Origin of the sequence: Demequina lignilytica, assembly GCF_030418375.1 — a bacterium.
Lineage (GTDB): Bacteria > Actinomycetota > Actinomycetes > Actinomycetales > Demequinaceae > Demequina > Demequina lignilytica.
In genome coordinates this window covers 1-17081 of sequence record NZ_JAUHPZ010000009.1, presented here as the reverse complement: position 1 = coordinate 17081, position 17081 = coordinate 1, and the positions used below count along the sequence as shown (strand labels likewise).

General features: G+C 71.5%; 16 protein-coding genes. 6 read left to right on the top strand and 10 right to left on the bottom strand.

Annotated features, from left to right (window positions below):
• Positions 1-44: 44 nt before the first annotated feature.
• Both QQX13_RS11370 and QQX13_RS11365 read left to right on the top strand, forming a co-directional pair.
• Positions 45-842 carry a purine-nucleoside phosphorylase gene (locus QQX13_RS11370; protein ID WP_301121435.1) on the top strand — a complete coding sequence of 266 codons (798 nt, stop codon included), beginning with the start codon at positions 45-47 and terminating at the stop codon, positions 840-842.
• Complete coding sequence (locus QQX13_RS11365; RefSeq protein WP_301121436.1) at positions 842-2563, top strand: phospho-sugar mutase; 1722 nt, start codon at positions 842-844, stop codon at positions 2561-2563. Before QQX13_RS11370 ends, QQX13_RS11365 begins: the two co-directional genes overlap by 1 nt.
• Positions 2564-2660: 97 nt before the next feature.
• On the opposite strand, the gene deoC is transcribed toward QQX13_RS11365, so the two are convergent.
• The 10 genes from deoC to QQX13_RS11315 form a co-directional block, all read right to left on the bottom strand.
• Positions 2661-3332, bottom strand: a complete 672-nt coding sequence (gene deoC / locus QQX13_RS11360) for a deoxyribose-phosphate aldolase (protein ID WP_301121437.1) — start codon at positions 3330-3332, stop codon at positions 2661-2663.
• Positions 3333-3368: 36 nt separating this feature from the next.
• Positions 3369-4436, bottom strand: a complete 1068-nt coding sequence (locus tag QQX13_RS11355) for an adenosine deaminase (protein WP_301121438.1) — start codon at positions 4434-4436, stop codon at positions 3369-3371.
• A 9-nt stretch (positions 4437-4445) separates the two neighbouring features.
• Complete coding sequence (locus tag QQX13_RS11350) at positions 4446-5420, bottom strand: hypothetical protein (protein WP_301121439.1); 975 nt, start codon at positions 5418-5420, stop codon at positions 4446-4448.
• The gene (locus QQX13_RS11345) at positions 5421-6734 is read right to left on the bottom strand and encodes a thymidine phosphorylase (protein WP_301121440.1); all 1314 of its coding nucleotides are present in this window, start codon (positions 6732-6734) and stop codon (positions 5421-5423) included. It lies immediately after the preceding gene.
• A 1-nt stretch (position 6735) separates the two neighbouring features.
• Positions 6736-7131 carry a cytidine deaminase gene (locus QQX13_RS11340; protein WP_301121441.1) on the bottom strand — a complete coding sequence of 132 codons (396 nt, stop codon included), beginning with the start codon at positions 7129-7131 and terminating at the stop codon, positions 6736-6738.
• 4 nt (positions 7132-7135) lie between these two features.
• A complete protein-coding gene (locus tag QQX13_RS11335) occupies positions 7136-8452 on the bottom strand; it encodes an ABC transporter permease (RefSeq protein WP_301121442.1) in 1317 nt (438 codons plus the stop codon).
• The gene (locus QQX13_RS11330) at positions 8449-9669 is read right to left on the bottom strand and encodes an ABC transporter permease (RefSeq protein ID WP_301121443.1); all 1221 of its coding nucleotides are present in this window, start codon (positions 9667-9669) and stop codon (positions 8449-8451) included. Before QQX13_RS11330 ends, QQX13_RS11335 begins: the two co-directional genes overlap by 4 nt.
• Positions 9666-11180 carry an ABC transporter ATP-binding protein gene (locus QQX13_RS11325; RefSeq protein ID WP_301121444.1) on the bottom strand — a complete coding sequence of 505 codons (1515 nt, stop codon included), beginning with the start codon at positions 11178-11180 and terminating at the stop codon, positions 9666-9668. The genes QQX13_RS11330 and QQX13_RS11325 overlap by 4 nt, the downstream gene beginning before the upstream one ends.
• A 126-nt stretch (positions 11181-11306) precedes the next feature.
• Entirely contained in the window at positions 11307-12362 is a 1056-nt protein-coding gene (locus QQX13_RS11320; protein WP_301121445.1) for a BMP family lipoprotein, read from the bottom strand.
• A 140-nt stretch (positions 12363-12502) separates the two neighbouring features.
• Complete coding sequence (locus QQX13_RS11315; protein ID WP_301121446.1) at positions 12503-13576, bottom strand: mannose-1-phosphate guanylyltransferase; 1074 nt, start codon at positions 13574-13576, stop codon at positions 12503-12505.
• 121 nt (positions 13577-13697) lie between these two features.
• Here QQX13_RS11315 and sdhC point away from each other — a divergent pair, with 121 nt between their 5' ends.
• Genes sdhC through QQX13_RS11295 form a run of 4 tightly spaced genes read left to right on the top strand, consistent with a single transcriptional unit; the run spans position 13698 to position 17008 of the window.
• Positions 13698-14033 carry a succinate dehydrogenase, cytochrome b556 subunit gene (gene sdhC, locus QQX13_RS11310; RefSeq protein WP_436968579.1) on the top strand — a complete coding sequence of 112 codons (336 nt, stop codon included), beginning with the start codon at positions 13698-13700 and terminating at the stop codon, positions 14031-14033.
• A complete protein-coding gene (gene sdhD, locus QQX13_RS11305) occupies positions 14033-14476 on the top strand; it encodes a succinate dehydrogenase, hydrophobic membrane anchor protein (protein WP_301121448.1) in 444 nt (147 codons plus the stop codon). Before sdhC ends, sdhD begins: the two co-directional genes overlap by 1 nt.
• Positions 14473-16242, top strand: coding sequence for a succinate dehydrogenase flavoprotein subunit (sdhA, locus tag QQX13_RS11300; protein WP_301121449.1), 1770 nt, complete (start codon positions 14473-14475; stop codon positions 16240-16242). Before sdhD ends, sdhA begins: the two co-directional genes overlap by 4 nt.
• A gap of 1 nt (position 16243) precedes the next feature.
• Positions 16244-17008 carry a succinate dehydrogenase iron-sulfur subunit gene (locus tag QQX13_RS11295; protein ID WP_301121451.1) on the top strand — a complete coding sequence of 255 codons (765 nt, stop codon included), beginning with the start codon at positions 16244-16246 and terminating at the stop codon, positions 17006-17008.
• Positions 17009-17081: the final 73 nt, after the last annotated feature.

Here is a 17081-nt window from a genome sequence, read left to right as displayed (position 1 = left end):
TTCCGCCCGGCGAGCCGCCGCAGGTCGCGACTAGGCTCGAAGCCATGACGACTGCACACGAGTCCGCCGCGGAGGCCGCGGCCATCCTCGCCGCCGCCACCGGCGTCGACAAGCACGACATCGCCCTGGTCCTGGGCTCCGGCTGGGGCGGCGCCGCCGACCTCATCGGCGAGGAGGTCGCGCGCGTCGACGCCTCGGACATCCCCGGCTTCGACTCCCATACGGTGCCCGGCCACCACCCGATCTTCCGCTCGCTCGTCGCGCCCACCGGCAAGCGGGTGCTGGTGCTCGGCGCGCGCCAGCACTACTACCAGGTGCGCGACGCCGCGAAGGTGGCGCACGCGATCCGCATGGCCGCCGCCGGCGGGTGCAGCCAGCTGGTGCTGACCAACGGCTGCGGCTCCACCCGCCCCGAGGTGGGACCCGGCTCCGTGGTGGTGCTCGAGGACCACATCAACCTCACCGGGCAGACGCCGCTCGAGGGCGCGACGTTCGTCGACATGAGCGCGGTGTACTCGCCGCGGCTGCGCGAGCTCGCCCGATCGATCGACCCCGAGCTGCCCGACGGCATCTACGCCCAGTTCACCGGGCCCCAGTACGAGACCCCGGCCGAGGTCCGCATGGCCGCCATCCTGGGCGCGAACCTGGTGGGCATGTCGACCGTCCTCGAGGCGATCGCTGCGCGCGAGGTGGGTCTCGAGGTGCTGGGCCTGTCGCTGGTGACCAACCTCGCCGCGGGGATCGGCGGCGACACCCTCGACCACCAGGAGGTGCTCGACGCGGGCCGCGACGCGGGCCCGCGCATCTCCGCGCTGCTCGCGGCGATCGTCAGGGAGATGTGATGAAGGAGCTGCTGTCCCGGGCCGAGGCCTGGATCGAGGACGACCCGGACGACGCGACGCGCGAGGAGCTCACCGCGGTGCTCGACGCCGCTGTGGCGGGCGACGCGGACGCCCTCGCCGACCTCGAGGACCGTTTCCGCGGCTTCCTGGAGTTCGGCACCGCGGGCCTGCGCGGCGCGATCGGCGCGGGCCCGAACCGCATGAACCGCGCCGTGGTCATCCGCGCCGCCGCGGGCCTGGCGCGCTACCTGTCCGACGCGTTGGCCGCCGCCGGCGTCGAGGGCCCCGCCCGCGTCGCGATCGGGTACGACGCCCGCCACGGCAGCGCCGACTTCGCCGTCGACACCGCGGCCGTGATGACCGCCGCCGGTCACGAGGCGCTGCTGCTGCCCCGCACCCTGCCCACGCCGGTCCTCGCCTTCGCGACCCGGTTCCTCGACGCCGACGCCGGCGTCATGGTGACCGCCTCGCACAACCCGCCGCAGGACAACGGCTACAAGGTCTACCTGGGTGGACGCGTGGTCACGGACGAGGGGCGGGGTGCCCAGATCGTGCCGCCGTACGACGCCGAGATCGCGTCGCGCATCGCGGCGGTCGCCTCCGTCGAGGCCGTGCCGCGAGCCGAGAAGGGCTGGACCGTGCTGGGCGAGGGCGTGGTCGACGAGTACGTCGCGCAGGTCGCCGCGCTGGGCGGCGACGTCACCCCGGTCGCCGAGCGCCGAGCCGCCACCCGCATCGTCCTGACACCCCTCCACGGCGTGGGCGGCGAGACCGTCGAGCGCGTGCTGCGCGAGGCCGGGTTCAGCGACCTGCACACGGTCGCGGAGCAGGCGCAGCCCGACCCCGACTTCCCCACCGTCGCGTTCCCCAACCCCGAGGAGAAGGGCGCGATCGACCTCGCGCTCGAGCTCGCGCGGTCGGTGGGAGCGGACGTGGTGATCGCCAACGACCCCGACGCCGACCGCTGCGCGGTCGCCACGGTGGTCGACGGGGAGTGGACCATGCTCCACGGCGACGTCACCGGCTCGCTCCTGGGCGAGCGCGTCGCCGAGCGCCGCTCCCGCCTGCGCATGGCCCCCGGGTCGCAGGTGCTCGCGAACTCGATCGTCTCCTCCCAGCAGCTCGCGGCGATCGCCGAGGCCCACGGGATGGGCCACGCGAACACCCTGACGGGCTTCAAGTGGATCGGCCGCACACCGCGCATGGTGTTCGGCTACGAGGAGGCGCTGGGCTACTGCGTCGCCCCCGAGCTGGTGCGCGACAAGGACGGCGTGTCCGCCGCGCTGCTGATGGTCGACTTCGTGAGCGAGCTCAAGGCGTCCGGGCGCACGCTCGCGGACGCGATCGACGACCTGGCGCGCTCGTACGGCGTCTACCTGACGTCGCAGGTCTCGGCGCGCTACGCGGACCTCGCTGAGATCCCCGCGACCATGGCCCGCCTCATGGCATCGCCGCCCGCGACGCTCGCCGGCTCGCCCGTGGTGGCCACCGACGACATGTCGCTCGGGTTCCGGGGCCTGCCCGGGACCACGGGGCTGCACCTGGCGGCCGAGTCCGGCGCCCGGGTGATCGTGCGGCCGTCCGGCACGGAGCCGAAGGTCAAGGCGTACCTCGAGGTGATCGTCCCCGTCGAGGGGGACGAGGTGGCGGGCGCCCGGGCCTCCGCCGTCGAGACGATGGCGCAGCTCCAGGCCGACGTGAAGGCCGCGCTGGGGATCTGACCGGCAGGGATCGCTTCACGGGGCCCTTCGCGCGCCCCGGACCGACACGATCCGCTTCACCTGCGCGGCAGGCTTCGGAGGGAGGCGCGCGGCGGGCTCAGTAGCCGCCGGCCGCCTCGCCGCCGTCGAGCACCGCACGGCTGCCGGACAGCCCCAGGCGCGTGGCGCCGGCCTCGATCATCGCGACCGCGTCGTCCCAGGTGCGGACGCCGCCGGAGGCCTTGATGCCCAACCGGCCGCCCACGGTCGCGGCCATCAGCTCGATCGCGTGCACGGAGGCGCCGCCCGCCGGGTGGAATCCGGTGGACGTCTTGACGAAGTCCGCGCCCGCGGCCTCCGCGGCCTCGCAGGCACCCACGATCGCCTCGTCGCTCAGCGCGGCGGACTCGATGATCACCTTGAGGATCTTGGGGGCCGGCACGGCGGCACGCACGGCGGCGATGTCCGCCTGGACAGCGGCGTAGTCGCCGGAGTTCGCGGCGGCGATGTCGATGACCATGTCGACCTCGTCCGCACCCTGCTCGCAGCTGAGCGCGGCCTCGGCGGCCTTGACCGACGAGTGGTGCTTGCCCGAGGGGAAGCCGCAGACGGTCGCGACGGCGAGTCCCTCGGGGACGGAGACCGGCAGCATGGACGGGGAGACGCAGACGGAGAAGACGCCGAGCTCGGCGCCCTCCGCGATCAGGGCCTCGACGTCGGCGGGCGTGGACTCCGGCTTGAGGAGCGTGTGGTCGACGTAACGGGCCAGTTCAGCACGGGTGAGAGTCATGGGACCAGCCTACGTCGCCGGGGTTCGCCGCGACGCTCAGAGGTCGATGCCGTACCCCTCGATGACCAGCTCGGCGAGGTCCGCGCGCTCGTCGTAGGGCAGGAAGCTTCCCCACGCCGCGGTGAGCGTCGCCTCGAACAGGTCCTCCACGGTCCAGCCGGCGTCGACCAGCGCCGCGAACTCGCTCGACATCGACACCCCCGACACCAGCCTGTTGTCGGTGTTGACGGTGACGGCGAACCCGAGGTTGCGCAGCTCGTGCATCGGGTGCTCGGCGATCGACGGCGCAGCCGCGGTGTGGACGTTGGACGTGGGGCTGCACTCCAGGGGGATCTGCTGGTCGAGGGCGTGGCGCGCGATGAGCCCGAGCACCGGCTCCTCCGTGCCGAAGCCCTCGATGTCCTCGTGGATCCGCACGCCGTGGCCGATGCGCCGGGCACCGACGAACAGCGCGTCCCCGACCGACTCGGCACCGGCCGCCTCGCCGGCGTGCACCGTGACGGGGAAGTGCGCGGCGCGCAGGGCGACGAACGCCGGGCCGAACCGCGTGGGAGGGAAGCCGTCCTCTGGACCCGCGATGTCGAAGCCGACGCAGCACCGGTCGCGGTTGACGATCGCGAGCGCCGCGATCTCCTCCGACCGGTCGAGGTGGCGCATGGCGCACAGCAGCGCGCCGGCGCGGATCGCGTACCCGGCCTCGAGCGCCGCGGCGACGCCCTCCTCGACACCCGCCTGCACCGCCTCGACCACCTCCTGCAGCCCCAGGCCGCCGGCGACGTGCAGCTCGGGCGCGTAGCGCAGCTCGGCGTAGATGACGCCGTCCGCGGCGAGGTCGAGCACGGCCTCGCGCGCGATCCGACTCAGGTTCGGCGCCGTCTGCATCACCGCGGTGGTGTGCGCGAAGACCTCCAGGTACCTGACCAGGTCCCCCGACTCTGCCTGCGCGCGGAACATCGCCGCGAGCTCGTGCGGGTCGGTCGAGGGGAGCTCATGCCCGATCTCCGCCGCGAGCTCGATGAGCGTCGAGGCTCGGAGGCCCCCGTCGAGGTGGTCGTGGAGCAGGACCTTGGGCAGCGCGAGGATCTCGTCGGGGGTGAGCGTCATGGCCCCAGGCTAGCCGCGGCGGGCCCTCACCGGCATGATCAGCCAGGCCGCCCGGGACCAGTGCCCGAGCGCGGGCAGGCGGCCGGCTCCCGGGTGCAGGTCGGCGTCGGCGAGCGGCAGCACCGCGCCCGCGCCCGGCTCGTACACGTCGAAGCCGTTACCGGCGTCGCGGACCAGGAGCACCACGTGGCGCGGGATCACGGTGTCGAGCCCGAGGCTCGAGTCGCCCGCGGAGAACAGGGGCACCGGGATGCCGTCCGCGAGCGCTCGCCGCGCGTGGGCGAGCAGCGGGGCGAGCGCCTCCGAGGTCGAGTCGTCGACGAGGCGTCCCGCGAAGCGCAGTCCCGCGAAGCGCGTGCGGTCGTCGACCTTCCACGGCGGGGTCCCGAGCGAGCGCGGCCAGGCGACCGGGCCCAGGGCGCTCGTGGTGGTCTGCGCGTGGATCACACGCTGCAACGCCTGCCAGCGCTCCTCGACGGTGAGGGTCGCGAAGCCCTCGGCCTCCGCGTGGATCGCCTCGGGCGGCGTGTGGTCGCCGAGCGACCGGCCGGTCCCGACCCACAGCGCGACGAACGGGTCGCCGATCATCCGCATCATCCCCATGGTCGCGGCGCCGCAGGTGGTCTGGTCCACCTGCGCGGCGAGGACGCTGCCCCACCGCACGGGACCGGTCCCGGTCCCGGCGGGATGGGCGACGATGCCGCGCGCCTCGCGCCCCATGCCCTCCCAGGCGGCGGCCAGCGCCGCGACGGCCGAGATGGGTGCGCCCGACGCCACGGCGCGCTCGATCACCTCGGGCCGGTCCCCGAGCTGGCCGCGCGCGACCTCGAGGGCCTTCGCGTCCGCCGGCGTCGCGCGCTCGACCGCGCGCGCGAAGGCGCGGGAGAAGAGCGTGCCGTCGGCGGGAGCCGGCTCCTCCCCCGCATCGTCCCGACGCAGCAGGCCGCCCAGCCGCGCCGCGGTCGCCGTCAGCGTCCAGCTCATCTAGCGGGTGAGGGCGCCGACGGAGTCGAGGATGATGTCGCGCGAGAACGAGCCGCCCGGGGTGATGTCGAGGGTGCCGGCGCCGTCGCAGGCCTCGGCCAGCGCCGCCACCCCGCGGGGCATGCGGTCCTCGGTCTCGGTGTGCAGCGTCATGATGACGTCGCCGCGCTTGACCTCGTCGCCGACCACCTTGTGCAGGCGCACTCCCGCGGACACCTGGACCGGGTCCTCCTTGCGCGCGCGCCCGGCCCCCAGGCGCCAGGCCGCGACGCCCACGCCGAGCGCGTCCATCCGGGTGATGACGCCGTCGGAGTCCGCGCGGACCTCCTCGACATGAGGAGCGTCGGGCATCGGTGCATCGGGGTCGCCGCCCTGCGCCTCGATCATGCGACGCCACGCATCCATGGCGCGGCCGTCCGTGAGCGCCGCTTCGGGGTCGGCGTCGGGGCGGCCCGCCGCGGCGAGCATCTCCCGCGCGAGCGCCAGGGTGAGATCGACCACGTCGGCGGGACCGCCGCCGGCGAGCACCTCGAGGGACTCGGCGACCTCGAGGCCGTTGCCGATGGTGCGACCGAGGGGCGTCGACATGTCGGTCAGCAGGGCGGAGGTCTTGACGCCCGCGTCGTTGCCCAGGTCGACCATGGTGCGCGCGAGCTCGCGTGCGTCGTCCAGATTCTTCATGAACGCGCCCGATCCGACCTTGACGTCGAGCACCAGCGAGCCGGTGCCGGACGCGATCTTCTTGGACATGATGGAGGAGGCGATCAGCGGGATGGCCTCGACGGTGCCGGTGACGTCGCGCAGCGCGTACAGCTTCTTGTCCGCCGGCGCCAGGCCGGTGCCGGTGGAGCAGATGACCGCGCCCACCTCCTCCAGCTGCCGCGCCATCTCGGCGTTGCTGAGGGCGGCGCGCCAGCCCGGGATCGACTCGAGCTTGTCGAGGGTGCCTCCCGTGTGCCCGAGCCCGCGACCGGACAGCTGCGGGACCGCGACGCCGCAGGAGGCGACCAGGGGCGCGAGCGGCAGCGTGATCTTGTCGCCGACGCCACCGGTCGAGTGCTTGTCCGCGGTCGGCCGCGACAGCCCGCTGTAGTCGAGACGCGCACCGGTGTCGATCATGGCCTGGGTCCAGCGGGCGATCTCGGCGCGGTTCATCCCGCGCAGAAGGATGGCCATCGCGAGCGCGCTCATCTGCTCGTCCGCCACCACGCCGCGCGTGTAGGCGTCGACCACCCAGTCGATCTGGTCCTCGCTCAGGGTGCCCCCGTCGCGCTTGGTCTTGATGACGTCGACGACGTCGTGGCGCTCGGCCATGTCAGCTCTCCTCGAGGTGCTGGGGCCCGAAGGCCCACGGAAGGATGTCGTCCAGGGTGAGGGTGCCGTCGGGTCCGTCGATCAGCAGGGTCGGACCGCCGAACTCGTAGAGGAGCTGGCGGCATCGGCCGCACGGCTGCAACGGCGCCCCGACCGCATCCACGCACGCGAAGGCGAGCAGGCGCGAGCCGAGGGCGTCGGTGTGCAGCTTCGACACGAGCGCGCACTCGGCGCAGAGCGTGAGCCCGTAGCTGGCGTTCTCGACGTTGGCCCCGGTGACCACCTCACCGGTGTCGGTGAGCGCCGCGGCGCCCACCTTGTACTTCGAGTACGGCACGTACGCGCGCTCGCTCGCCTCCCGCGCCTTGGCGCGGAGCAGCTCCCAGTCGACGTCCATGCCGCTACTTCTTGTACGGGATGCCCTCGGCGGCCGGGGGACGCACGTGTCCCACGAGGCCGGCGACGGCGAAGATGGTGGCGAGGTACGGCAGCATCGCGAGGAACTGCGACGGGATCGCCGTCCCGATGATGCCGAACTGCTCGCGCAACGAGTCCGCGAAGCCGAACAGCAGGGCCGCGGCCAGCGCGCCCTTCGGGCTCCACCGACCGAGGATCATCGCCGCGAGGGCGATGTACCCCTTGCCGCCGGTCATCTCCTTGTTGAACGCGAGCCCGGAGGCCACCGTGAAGAACGCGCCTCCGAAGCCGGCGACCGCGCCACCGAGGATGGTGTTGCGGACGCGGGTGCGGTTGACCTTGATGCCGACCGTGTCCGCGGCCTTCGGGTGCTCGCCGACGGCGCGCATGCGCAGGCCCCACCGCGAGCGGAACAGCATCACGTTGAGCACGGCGACGATCACGTACATCGAGTAGACCAGGATGTTCTGGTCGAACAGCACCGGGCCGAGCACGGGGATCTTCGACAGCAGCGGGATCGGCAGGTCGGGCAGCCCGATGGCGCGGTTGAGCTCCGGGTTGTTCTTCATCAGCGTGCCGAAGAAGAAGTTGGTGAGGCCCACCACGAGCACGTTGAGCACCACACCGACGACGATCTGGTTGACCCAGTACTTCACGGCGAACAGCGTCAGCGCGGCACCGACCAGCGCGCCCGCGAGCGGCGCGGCGATCAGGCCCGCGTACGCGCCGACCGCGTCCGAGCCCGTGGCAGACGCCACCGCGCCGCCGACGAGCGCGGCGAGGAAGGCACCGGCGAGCAGCTGGCCCTCGATCGCGATGTTGATGATGCCGGAGCGCTCGCACAGCATGCCGGCGAGCGAGCCGAACACGAGCGGGACCGCGAGCACCACGGTGCCGATCAGCAGGCCCGTGATCTGGATGGACGTCGCGGTCTTGCCCGCGCCCGCCCACACCAGCACGGCGAGGACCACCAGCAGCCCGACCGTGCTGGGCAGCCAGACGCCGAACTGCCGACGGTTCCTCACGCCCCAGGCCGAGAGCGCGGCGAGCGCGGTGGCGGCGAGCGTCAGCGCGATCGCGACCGGCTGGGACGGGACGTCGAACGCGGGGATGGTGAACAGGTCACCCGACCGCGAGAGCACGAACGTCGTGGTCGCGCCGCCCCCGGGGGTCATCAGACCGAAGAAGATGAAGGACAGGATGCCCACGGAGCCCAGCAGCAGGGGCATCTTCCAGCTCAGCGGCTTCTCCACCGCAGCGGCGGGCTGCGCCTCGGGCGCCTCGACAGCGGTCGCGGTCATGCCGTCACCACCTTCTCGCGCGAGGGCGCGGGCAGTCGGAACAGGAAGCGCACCAACGGTGGTGCGGCGATGAACAGGACGATCAGCGACTGGATGATCAGCACGATGTCGATCGGCAGCTGCGCCTGGACCTGCAGCGCGGGTCCCGCGGCGCGGAGCCCGCCGAAGAGGATCGCCGCCATCACGGTGCCGAGCGGCCGCGACCGTCCGAGCAGCGCCACGGTGATCGCGTCGAAGCCGAAGGAGCCGGCGATGCCGGCGGTGAGCGACCTCTCGGTGCCCAGGATCTGCGCGGAGCCCGCGAGGCCGGCGAGCGCACCCGCGATGGTCATGACGCCCACGATCGCGATCGAGACGTTCATGCCCGCCGTCCTCGCCGCGTTGGGGTTGGCGCCCACCGCGCGGAAACGGAAGCCCCAGGTCGAGCGCTCCATGAGCCACCACACGCCGACGGCGGCGAGCAGCGCGACGATGAACCCGAGGTGCAGCCGGTAGTTGTCGCCGAGGATCAGCGGGTACGCCGCGGAGTCCGCCACCGCGGGCGACTGCGGGTTGTCCGAGCCGGGGCGCTGGAAGGCGTCCTTGCTCAGCGCGAAGCCCAGCAGGTTCGCCGCCACGTAGTTCAGCATGATCGTCACGATCACCTCGTGCGCGCCCGTGCGCGCCTTGAGGATGCCGGGGATGAACCCCCAGAGCGCGCCGCCGAGCGCGCACGCCGTGACGGCCACGATCAGGTGCAGGACCGGCGGGAGGTTCCACGCGAAGCCGACGTACGCGCCGAGCATCGCGCCGATCATCATCTGGCCCTGAGCACCGATGTTGAACAGTCCGGCGCGGAAGCCCATGCCGAGCCCCAGACCCGCGAAGATCAGGGGCGTCGCCATGGTCAGCGTCTCGGTGATCGGCCGGAACTGCTGGGCGAACGTGTCGCCGTTGTAGTTCCACACGGCGCCGCGGAACATCGCGGAGTACGCGCTCGAGACCGCGTCCCACGCCGCCTTGAACGTGTCGGCCGGCCGGGCGAAGAAGTAGCCGAGCGCCTCCTCGACGGCCGGGGACGCGAGGACGATCAGGAATCCGCCGATGATGAGGGACGCGACCACCGCGAGGACCACCACGAGCGAGTTGCTCTCGGCGATCTCGCGCAGCAGCGCGCGGGTGTCGCGAGGCGGCTTGCCCGCCTCGGCCGTCTCGGTCTTGTCGACTTCGGCGCTCACGCCGCCTCCTCCTCGTGGGCTCCGGCCATCATGAGGCCGAGCGTGTCGCGGTCCGTGTCGGGCGGGACGATGCCGACGATGTCGCCGTGGTACATGACGGCGATGCGGTCGGCGAGCGCCACCACCTCGTCCAGCTCCGAGCTGACGATGATGACGCCGGCGCCCGAGTCCCGCTCCGCGATGATCCGCTTGTGGACGAACTCGATGGAGCCGACGTCGAGGCCGCGGGTGGGGTTCGAGGCGATCAGCAGCTTGAGCGGGCGGGACAGCTCGCGCGCGAGCACGACCTTCTGCTGGTTGCCTCCCGACAGCGAGCCGGCGGTCTGGCCGATGCCGGTGGTGCGGACGTCGAAGGCCTCGACGTGCTTGCGGGCCTCGTCCGCGATCACGCCCGGCTGCAGCGCCACGCCCTTGGCGTACGGCGGCTGGTCGTGCAGGTCGAGGATGAGGTTGTTGGCGATGGTCATGTCCGCGACGATCCCGTGCTCGGTGCGGTCCTCGGGCACGAAGCCCAGCCCCGCCATGAGCACGTCCTTGATCGAGCGGCCGGTGATGATCTCGCCGTCCAGCACGGCGCGCCCCGCGGTCGCCTTCTCGAGGCCGAGCAGCGCCTCGGTCAGCTCGGTCTGCCCGTTGCCCTGGACGCCGGCGATCGCGAGGATCTCCCCGCGGTGGACGTCGAAGGACACCGAGTTGAGGCGGGCGATCCCCGCCTCGTCGACCACGGCCAGGTCGCGGACCTCGAGGACCACGTCGCCGGGCGTCGCGTCCTCCTTGTCCACCGTCATGGACACGTCGCGCCCGACCATGAGGGAGGCGAGCTCCTCCTGGGAGGCGGTGGGCTCGGCGGTGCCGACCACCTTGCCGCGACGGATGACGGTGATGGTGTCGGCGACGGCCTTGACCTCGCGCAGCTTGTGCGTGATGAGGACGACCGCGGTGCCGGCGTCGCGGAGGTCCTTGACGATCCCGAGCAGCTCGTCCGTCTCCTGCGGCGTGAGCACGGCGGTGGGCTCGTCCAGGATCAGCACCTGGGCGTCGCGGGAGAGCGCCTTGATGATCTCGACCCGCTGCTGGGCGCCCACGGGGAGGTCCTCGATGACCGCGTCCGGGTCGACATCGAAGTTGAAGCGGTCGGAGATCTCCTTGACCTTCGCGCGCGCCGCCTCGAGGTCGAGCAGCTTCGCGGGCCCGCGCACGTCCTCGTGCCCGAGCATCACGTTCTCCGCGACCGTGAAGGGGTGGACCAGCATGAAGTGCTGGTGGACCATGCCGATGCCGGCCGCCATCGCGTCTCCGGGTCCGACGAAGTTCGCAGGCTCGCCGTCGAGCAGGATCTCGCCTTCGTCGGCGTCGTACAGGCCGAACAGGACGTTCATCAGCGTGGACTTGCCGGCGCCGTTCTCGCCGAGCAGGGCGTGCACGGATCCGGACTCGACCAGCAGGTCGATGGAGTCGTTGGCGGTGAAGGTGCCGAAGCGCTTGGTGATGCCCTTCAGTTCAAGTCTCACTCGCGTGCCTTTCAGGTCTCAGGTGGACCGGCATCTGCGCAGGTCCGTACCGCTTCAGTCAAGCACGAGGGGCGCGCCGCGTCCACGCAGCGCGCCCCTCGTCCCGGGTCCGGCCCGGGCTGTGGCTTACGGCTCGATCGAGCCGTCGATGATGCCGGCCGAGATCTCCTGGATCTCCGCGTCGGTGGCCTCGTCGACGGTGTTCGCGGCGAAGGCGGACACGCCCACGCCACCGTTCTCGAGGGTGCCGACGTAGGCCTCGGACGAGAAGCCGTCCTCAGCGGAGGTCTTGACGACGTCGTAGACCGCCGGGCCCATGTTCTTCATGATGGAGGTCAGGATGATGTCCGCGTACTCGGTGGTCAGCGTCCAGTCGGAGTCCACGCCGATGATCCAGACGTCGCCGGCGGCCTGAGCGGCGGCGGCGGCGCCGAGACCCACGGGGCCCGCGACCGGGAGGATGATGTCCGCACCCTGGTCGATGAAGCCCTGCGCGGTCGACTGACCCTTGGTCTGGTCGGAGAAGTCACCGGTGAAGGAGCCGTTCTCGCCGTCCCAGCCGAGGACCTGGACGTCGGCGCCCTTGGCCTCGTTGTAGTACTCGACACCGCTGAGGAAGCCGTCCATGAAGATGGTGACGGACGGGATCTGGATGCCGCCGAAGGTGCCGACGACGCCGGTCTTCGAGGAGGCGGCCGCGGCGTAGCCCGCGAGGAACGCGGCCTCGTCGGTCTCGAAGGTCAGCGACTTGAGGTTGTCGAACGAGTCCTCGTAGGTCACGTCGATGATCGCGAACGACGAGTCGGGGTTGGAGGTCGCGGCCTCAGCGGTCGCGTCGCCCAGGAGGAAGCCGACCGTGATGGTCAGGTCGCAGCCCGCGTCGACCATCGCGGCGATGTTCGGCGCGAAGTCCGCGTCCGAGGTCGACTCAGCGGTCGAGACCTCGATGCCGAGGTCGGCCTTGGCCTGCTGGAGGCCCTCGAAGCCGGCCTGGTTGAACGACTTGTCGTCGAAGCCGCCCGAGTCGGAGACCATGCAGGCGGTGTAGTCGAGCGAGGCGGCCGGGGTGTCGGTCGCGGCGGCGGTCGAGCTCGAACCGGACTCCTCCGGAGCCGACGAGCAGGCGGCCAGCGTCAGGGCCGAGACGGCAGCGAGCGCGCCGATGCTGACAAGCTTCTTCATAGGGTGATGTTCCTCACTACGTGTAGCCAGGACGACAGACTCGGCCCGGCTGGTTGGTAGGGACGATGTTACGCAAGAATTGTTACGAATAGGCACCGGGTGCGTTGCCTTACGGCAACGATGTGCGATGTTCGTCACCTTTACATCGTGGAGGGCAGGGATCCCGCAGCATCCTTGACGCGCTGGGCGGCCGAGCGGACCGTCACCAGGATGGCCTCGTCGGACTCGACCACCACCGCATCGTCCACCCCGACGACCACGACGGGCTTCGTGCCGCCGACCACGATGGCGCCGCGCGCACCGACGGTGCCGACGGCCGCGGCGCGGCCGATCGCGACCGGCTCGCCGCCCGCGCCCGACAGCTCGCCCAGCGAGTCGAAGTCACCCACGTCGTGCCACTCGAAGCTCGCCGGCACCACCGCGACCCCGCCCTCGGCGGCGACGGGCTCGGCGATCGCGTGGTCGATCGCGATCTTGGTGAGCGTGGGCCAGACGCGCGCGAGGACCTCCGCGCGGGCCTCCGAGTCCCAGGCCGCGGCGATCTCGCGCACGCCCCCCGCGAGCGCGGGCTGCAGCCGGTCGAGGTGGCCCAGCAGCACGTCGGTGCGCATCACGAACATGCCGGCGTTCCACACGAAGCCGCCCCGAGCGAGCATGCCCGCCGCGGTATCCGCGTCCGGCTTCTCCGTGAACGCGGTGACGTGCCTCGCGGCCCCGTCGAGCTCGTCGCCCATCTCGATGTACCCGAACGCCGTCGACGGCTCGGTCGGGGTGATGCCGATGGTCACCACCTTGCCGAGGCGCGCCGCGGCCGCGGCCTGCGCGACGGTCTCTCGGAAAGCCGCGGAGTCGGGGATGATGTGGTCGGCGGCGAACGAGCCCATGATCTGCGGACCCCAGCGCTCCTCGATGAGGGCGGCGGCGAGCGCGATCGCCGCCATGGAGTCACGCGGGCTGGGCTCGGTCACGAGGTTCGCCTCGGGAACCTCCGGCACCTGGGCGCCCACGCCGGCGGCATGGCGCTCGCCCGTCACGATCACGACGCGCTCGGACAGCGGCAGCACCCGGTCCACCGTGTCCTGGATCAGCGTGCGCCCCGTGCCCAGCAGGTCGAGGAGGAACTTGGGCCGGTGCGGCTGCGACAGCGGCCACAGCCGGGACCCCACTCCCCCCGCCGGAATGACGGTGACGAAGTCCTGTACAAAATCTGACACGATCCCCCCTCGGTGTTCCCGTACGCCTGGGCGACCAGACTAGGATGAAATCCGAATCGGGTGGTCAGTTCGAAGGAGAGCCGTGTCCCCTACGACGACGTTGTACAGAGGCCATGAAGGCATGTGGATGTGGGTGGTGCACCGGGTGACCGGTGTCGCCATCTTCTTCTTCCTGCTGATCCACGTCCTCGACACCGCGCTGGTGCGCGTGTCGCCCGAGGCCTACAACGACGTGATCGGAAGCTACAAGACGCCGATCTACGGGCTCATCGAGTCCGGCCTGGTCGCGGCGATCCTGCTGCACGCGTTCAACGGGCTGCGCATCATCGCGGTGGACCGCTCGACGTGGGCGCTGCGCCACCAGAAGCAGCTGGTGTGGGCCGTCTGGATCCTGTTCGCCGTGCTCATGGCGCCGTTCCTGTGGCGCCACCTCGGCCACGTCTTCGGAGGTGCCTGATGACCGCCCCCCGCCTGAAGGAGCCCCAGATCCCCTCCGGCCGCACGCGCCACAACGCCGAGAAGTGGTCGTGGGTGTTCATGCGCATCTCGGGCCCGCTGCTGCTCGTGCTGATCGTCACCCACCTGTTCGTCAACCTGATGACCGGCGACGGCATCAACCAGATCGACTTCGCCTTCGTCGCGGGCAAGTGGGCGTCGCCGCTGTGGAAGATCTGGGACTTCGTCATGCTCGTCCTGGCGATGCTCCACGGCTTCAACGGCATGCGCCTCCTGATCAACGACTACGCCCACCGGGCGGGGCTGCGGAAGGTCCTCCACGCGCTGCTCGGCATCGCGACCGTCGTCATCATCGTGCTCGGCTCGCTGGTGATCTGGACCTTCGACCCGTGCCTCGGCACCGACCCCAGCCTCGTCCCCGACTTCTGCAAGGACCTCGCATGACCCATCACGAGTACGACGTCGTCATCGTCGGCGCCGGCGGCGCCGGCATGCGCGCAGCCCTCGAGAGCTCGCAGCGCGCGCGCACCGCGGTGCTGACCAAGCTCTACCCCACCCGCTCGCACACGGGCGCCGCGCAGGGAGGCATGGCCGCCGCGCTGGCGAACGTGGAGGACGACAGCGCCGAGTGGCACGTGTTCGACACCATCAAGGGCGGCGACTACCTGGTCGATCAGGACGCGGCGGAGATCCTCTGCAACGAGGCGATCGACGCGGTGCTCGACCTCGAGAAGATGGGCCTGCCGTTCAACCGCACGCCCGAGGGCAAGGTCGACCAGCGCCGCTTCGGCGGCCACACCCGCAACCACGGCGAGGCGGCCGTGCGCCGCGCCTGCTACTCCGCCGACCGCACCGGCCACATGATCCTGCAGACGCTCTACCAGCAGTGCATCAAGCAGGAGGTCGAGTTCTTCAACGAGTACTACGTGCTGGACCTCATCCTCGACGGCGACCCGCAGGCGGCGGCGCCGGGCGAGGAGGTCGCCGTGGCCGGTGTGGTCGCCCTCGAGCTCTCGACCGGCGAGATCCACACGTTCAACGCCAAGGCGGTGATCTTCGCCACCGGCGGCGCGGGCAAGGTCTTCAAGACCACGTCGAACGCCCACACGCTGACGGGCGACGGCATGGGCATCGCGCTGAACGCGGGCCTGCCGCTCGAGGACATGGAGTTCTTCCAGTTCCACCCGACCGGCCTCGCGGGCCTGGGGATCCTGCTGTCCGAGGCGGCGCGCGGCGAGGGCGGGATCCTCCGCAACTCCGAGGGCGAGCGCTTCATGGAGCGCTACGCCCCGACCATCAAGGACCTCGCCCCGCGCGACATGGTCGCGCGCGCGATGGCCAACGAGGTGCGCGAGGGCCGCGGCGCCGGCCCCCACCAGGACTACGTGCTGCTGGACCTCACCCACCTCGAGCCGGCGCACATCGACGAGAAGCTGCCGGACATCACCGAGTTCGCGCGCACCTACCTGGGCGTCGAGCCCTACACGGAGCCCGTGCCCGTCTACCCGACCGCGCACTACGCGATGGGCGGCATCCCCACCACCGTGCAGGGCGAGGTGCTCCGCAACAACACGGACGTGGTGAAGGGTCTGTACGCCGCCGGCGAATGCGCGTGCGTCTCCGTGCATGGCGCGAACCGTCTGGGCACCAACTCCCTGCTCGACATCAACGTGTTCGGCCGCCGCGCCGGCATCGCGGCCGCCGAGTACGCCTCCGGCGTCGACGCGGCCCCCGCGTTCCCCGAGGACGGCGACGCCCGCATCCGCGCGCTGGTCGACGGCCTGCTCGCCACGGTGGGCGGCACCGGCACCGAGCGCGTGTCCGAGATCCGGAAGGCGCTGCAGGAGACCATGGACCGCAACGTCCAGGTGTTCCGCGACGCGGACTCCCTCGCCGAGGCCACGCGGGTGGTCGCGGAGCTGAAGGAGCGTTTCACGGACGTCGCGATCCACGACCGCGGCAAGCGCTTCAACACGGACCTGCTCGAGGCGATCGAGCTGGGCTTCCTGCTCGAGATCGCCGAGGTGGTCGTGGCGGGGGCGCTGGCCCGCGAGGAGTCCCGCGGCGGGCACTACCGCGAGGACTTCCCCACGCGCGACGACGAGAGGTTCCTGCACCACACGATGGCGTACGCCACCGGCGAGGGGGTCCGGCTCGACACCAAGCCCGTGGTCATCACCAAGTACCAGCCCATGGAGAGGAAGTACTGACATGACGGCCACCGCCGAGTCCCCCGCCGTGGCCGAGGTCCCGACCCTCACCGTCACGCTGCGCATCCTCCGCACCAAGCCCGAGGGCACCGCCGAGCACGGCCCCGGCGAGTCCTACTGGGAGGAGTTCCAGGTCGAGGCGCACGCCACCGACCGCGTGCTGGACGCGCTGCACAAGATCAAGTGGGAGCAGGACGGCTCGCTGGCGTTCCGACGGTCCTGCGCGCACGGCGTCTGCGGCTCGGACGCGATGCGCATCAACGCGCGCAACCGCCTCGCCTGCAAGACGCTGCTCAAGGACCTCAACCCCGCCAAGCCGATCATCGTCGAGCCGATCAAGGGCCTGCCGGTCGAGAAGGACCTGATCGTCGACATGGAGCCGTTCTTCGCCTCCTACCGCGAGATCATGCCGTTCCTCATGACCACGGGCAGCGCACCCGCGCGCGAGCGCCTGCAGTCCCCCGAGGACCGCGCGCGCTTCGACGACACGACCAAGTGCATCCTGTGCGCCGCCTGCACCACCAGCTGCCCCGTGTTCTGGACCGACGGCCAGTACTTCGGCCCCCAGGCGATCGTGGGCGCCCACCGGTTCATCTTCGACTCGCGCGACGAGGGCCAGTGGGACCGCCTCGAGGTGCTCAACGACAAGGCGGGCGTGTGGAAGTGCCGCACCGCCTTCAACTGCACCGAGGCCTGCCCGCGCGGCATCGAGGTGACCAAGGCGATCTCCGAGGTCAAGAAGGTGCTGACCACCGGCGAGATCTGACCCGCTGACGCGACGGAGGGGCCGGGGCGGTGCGCATCCTCCCGGCCCCTCGGGGGGGCGGGGCCGCGAGGCG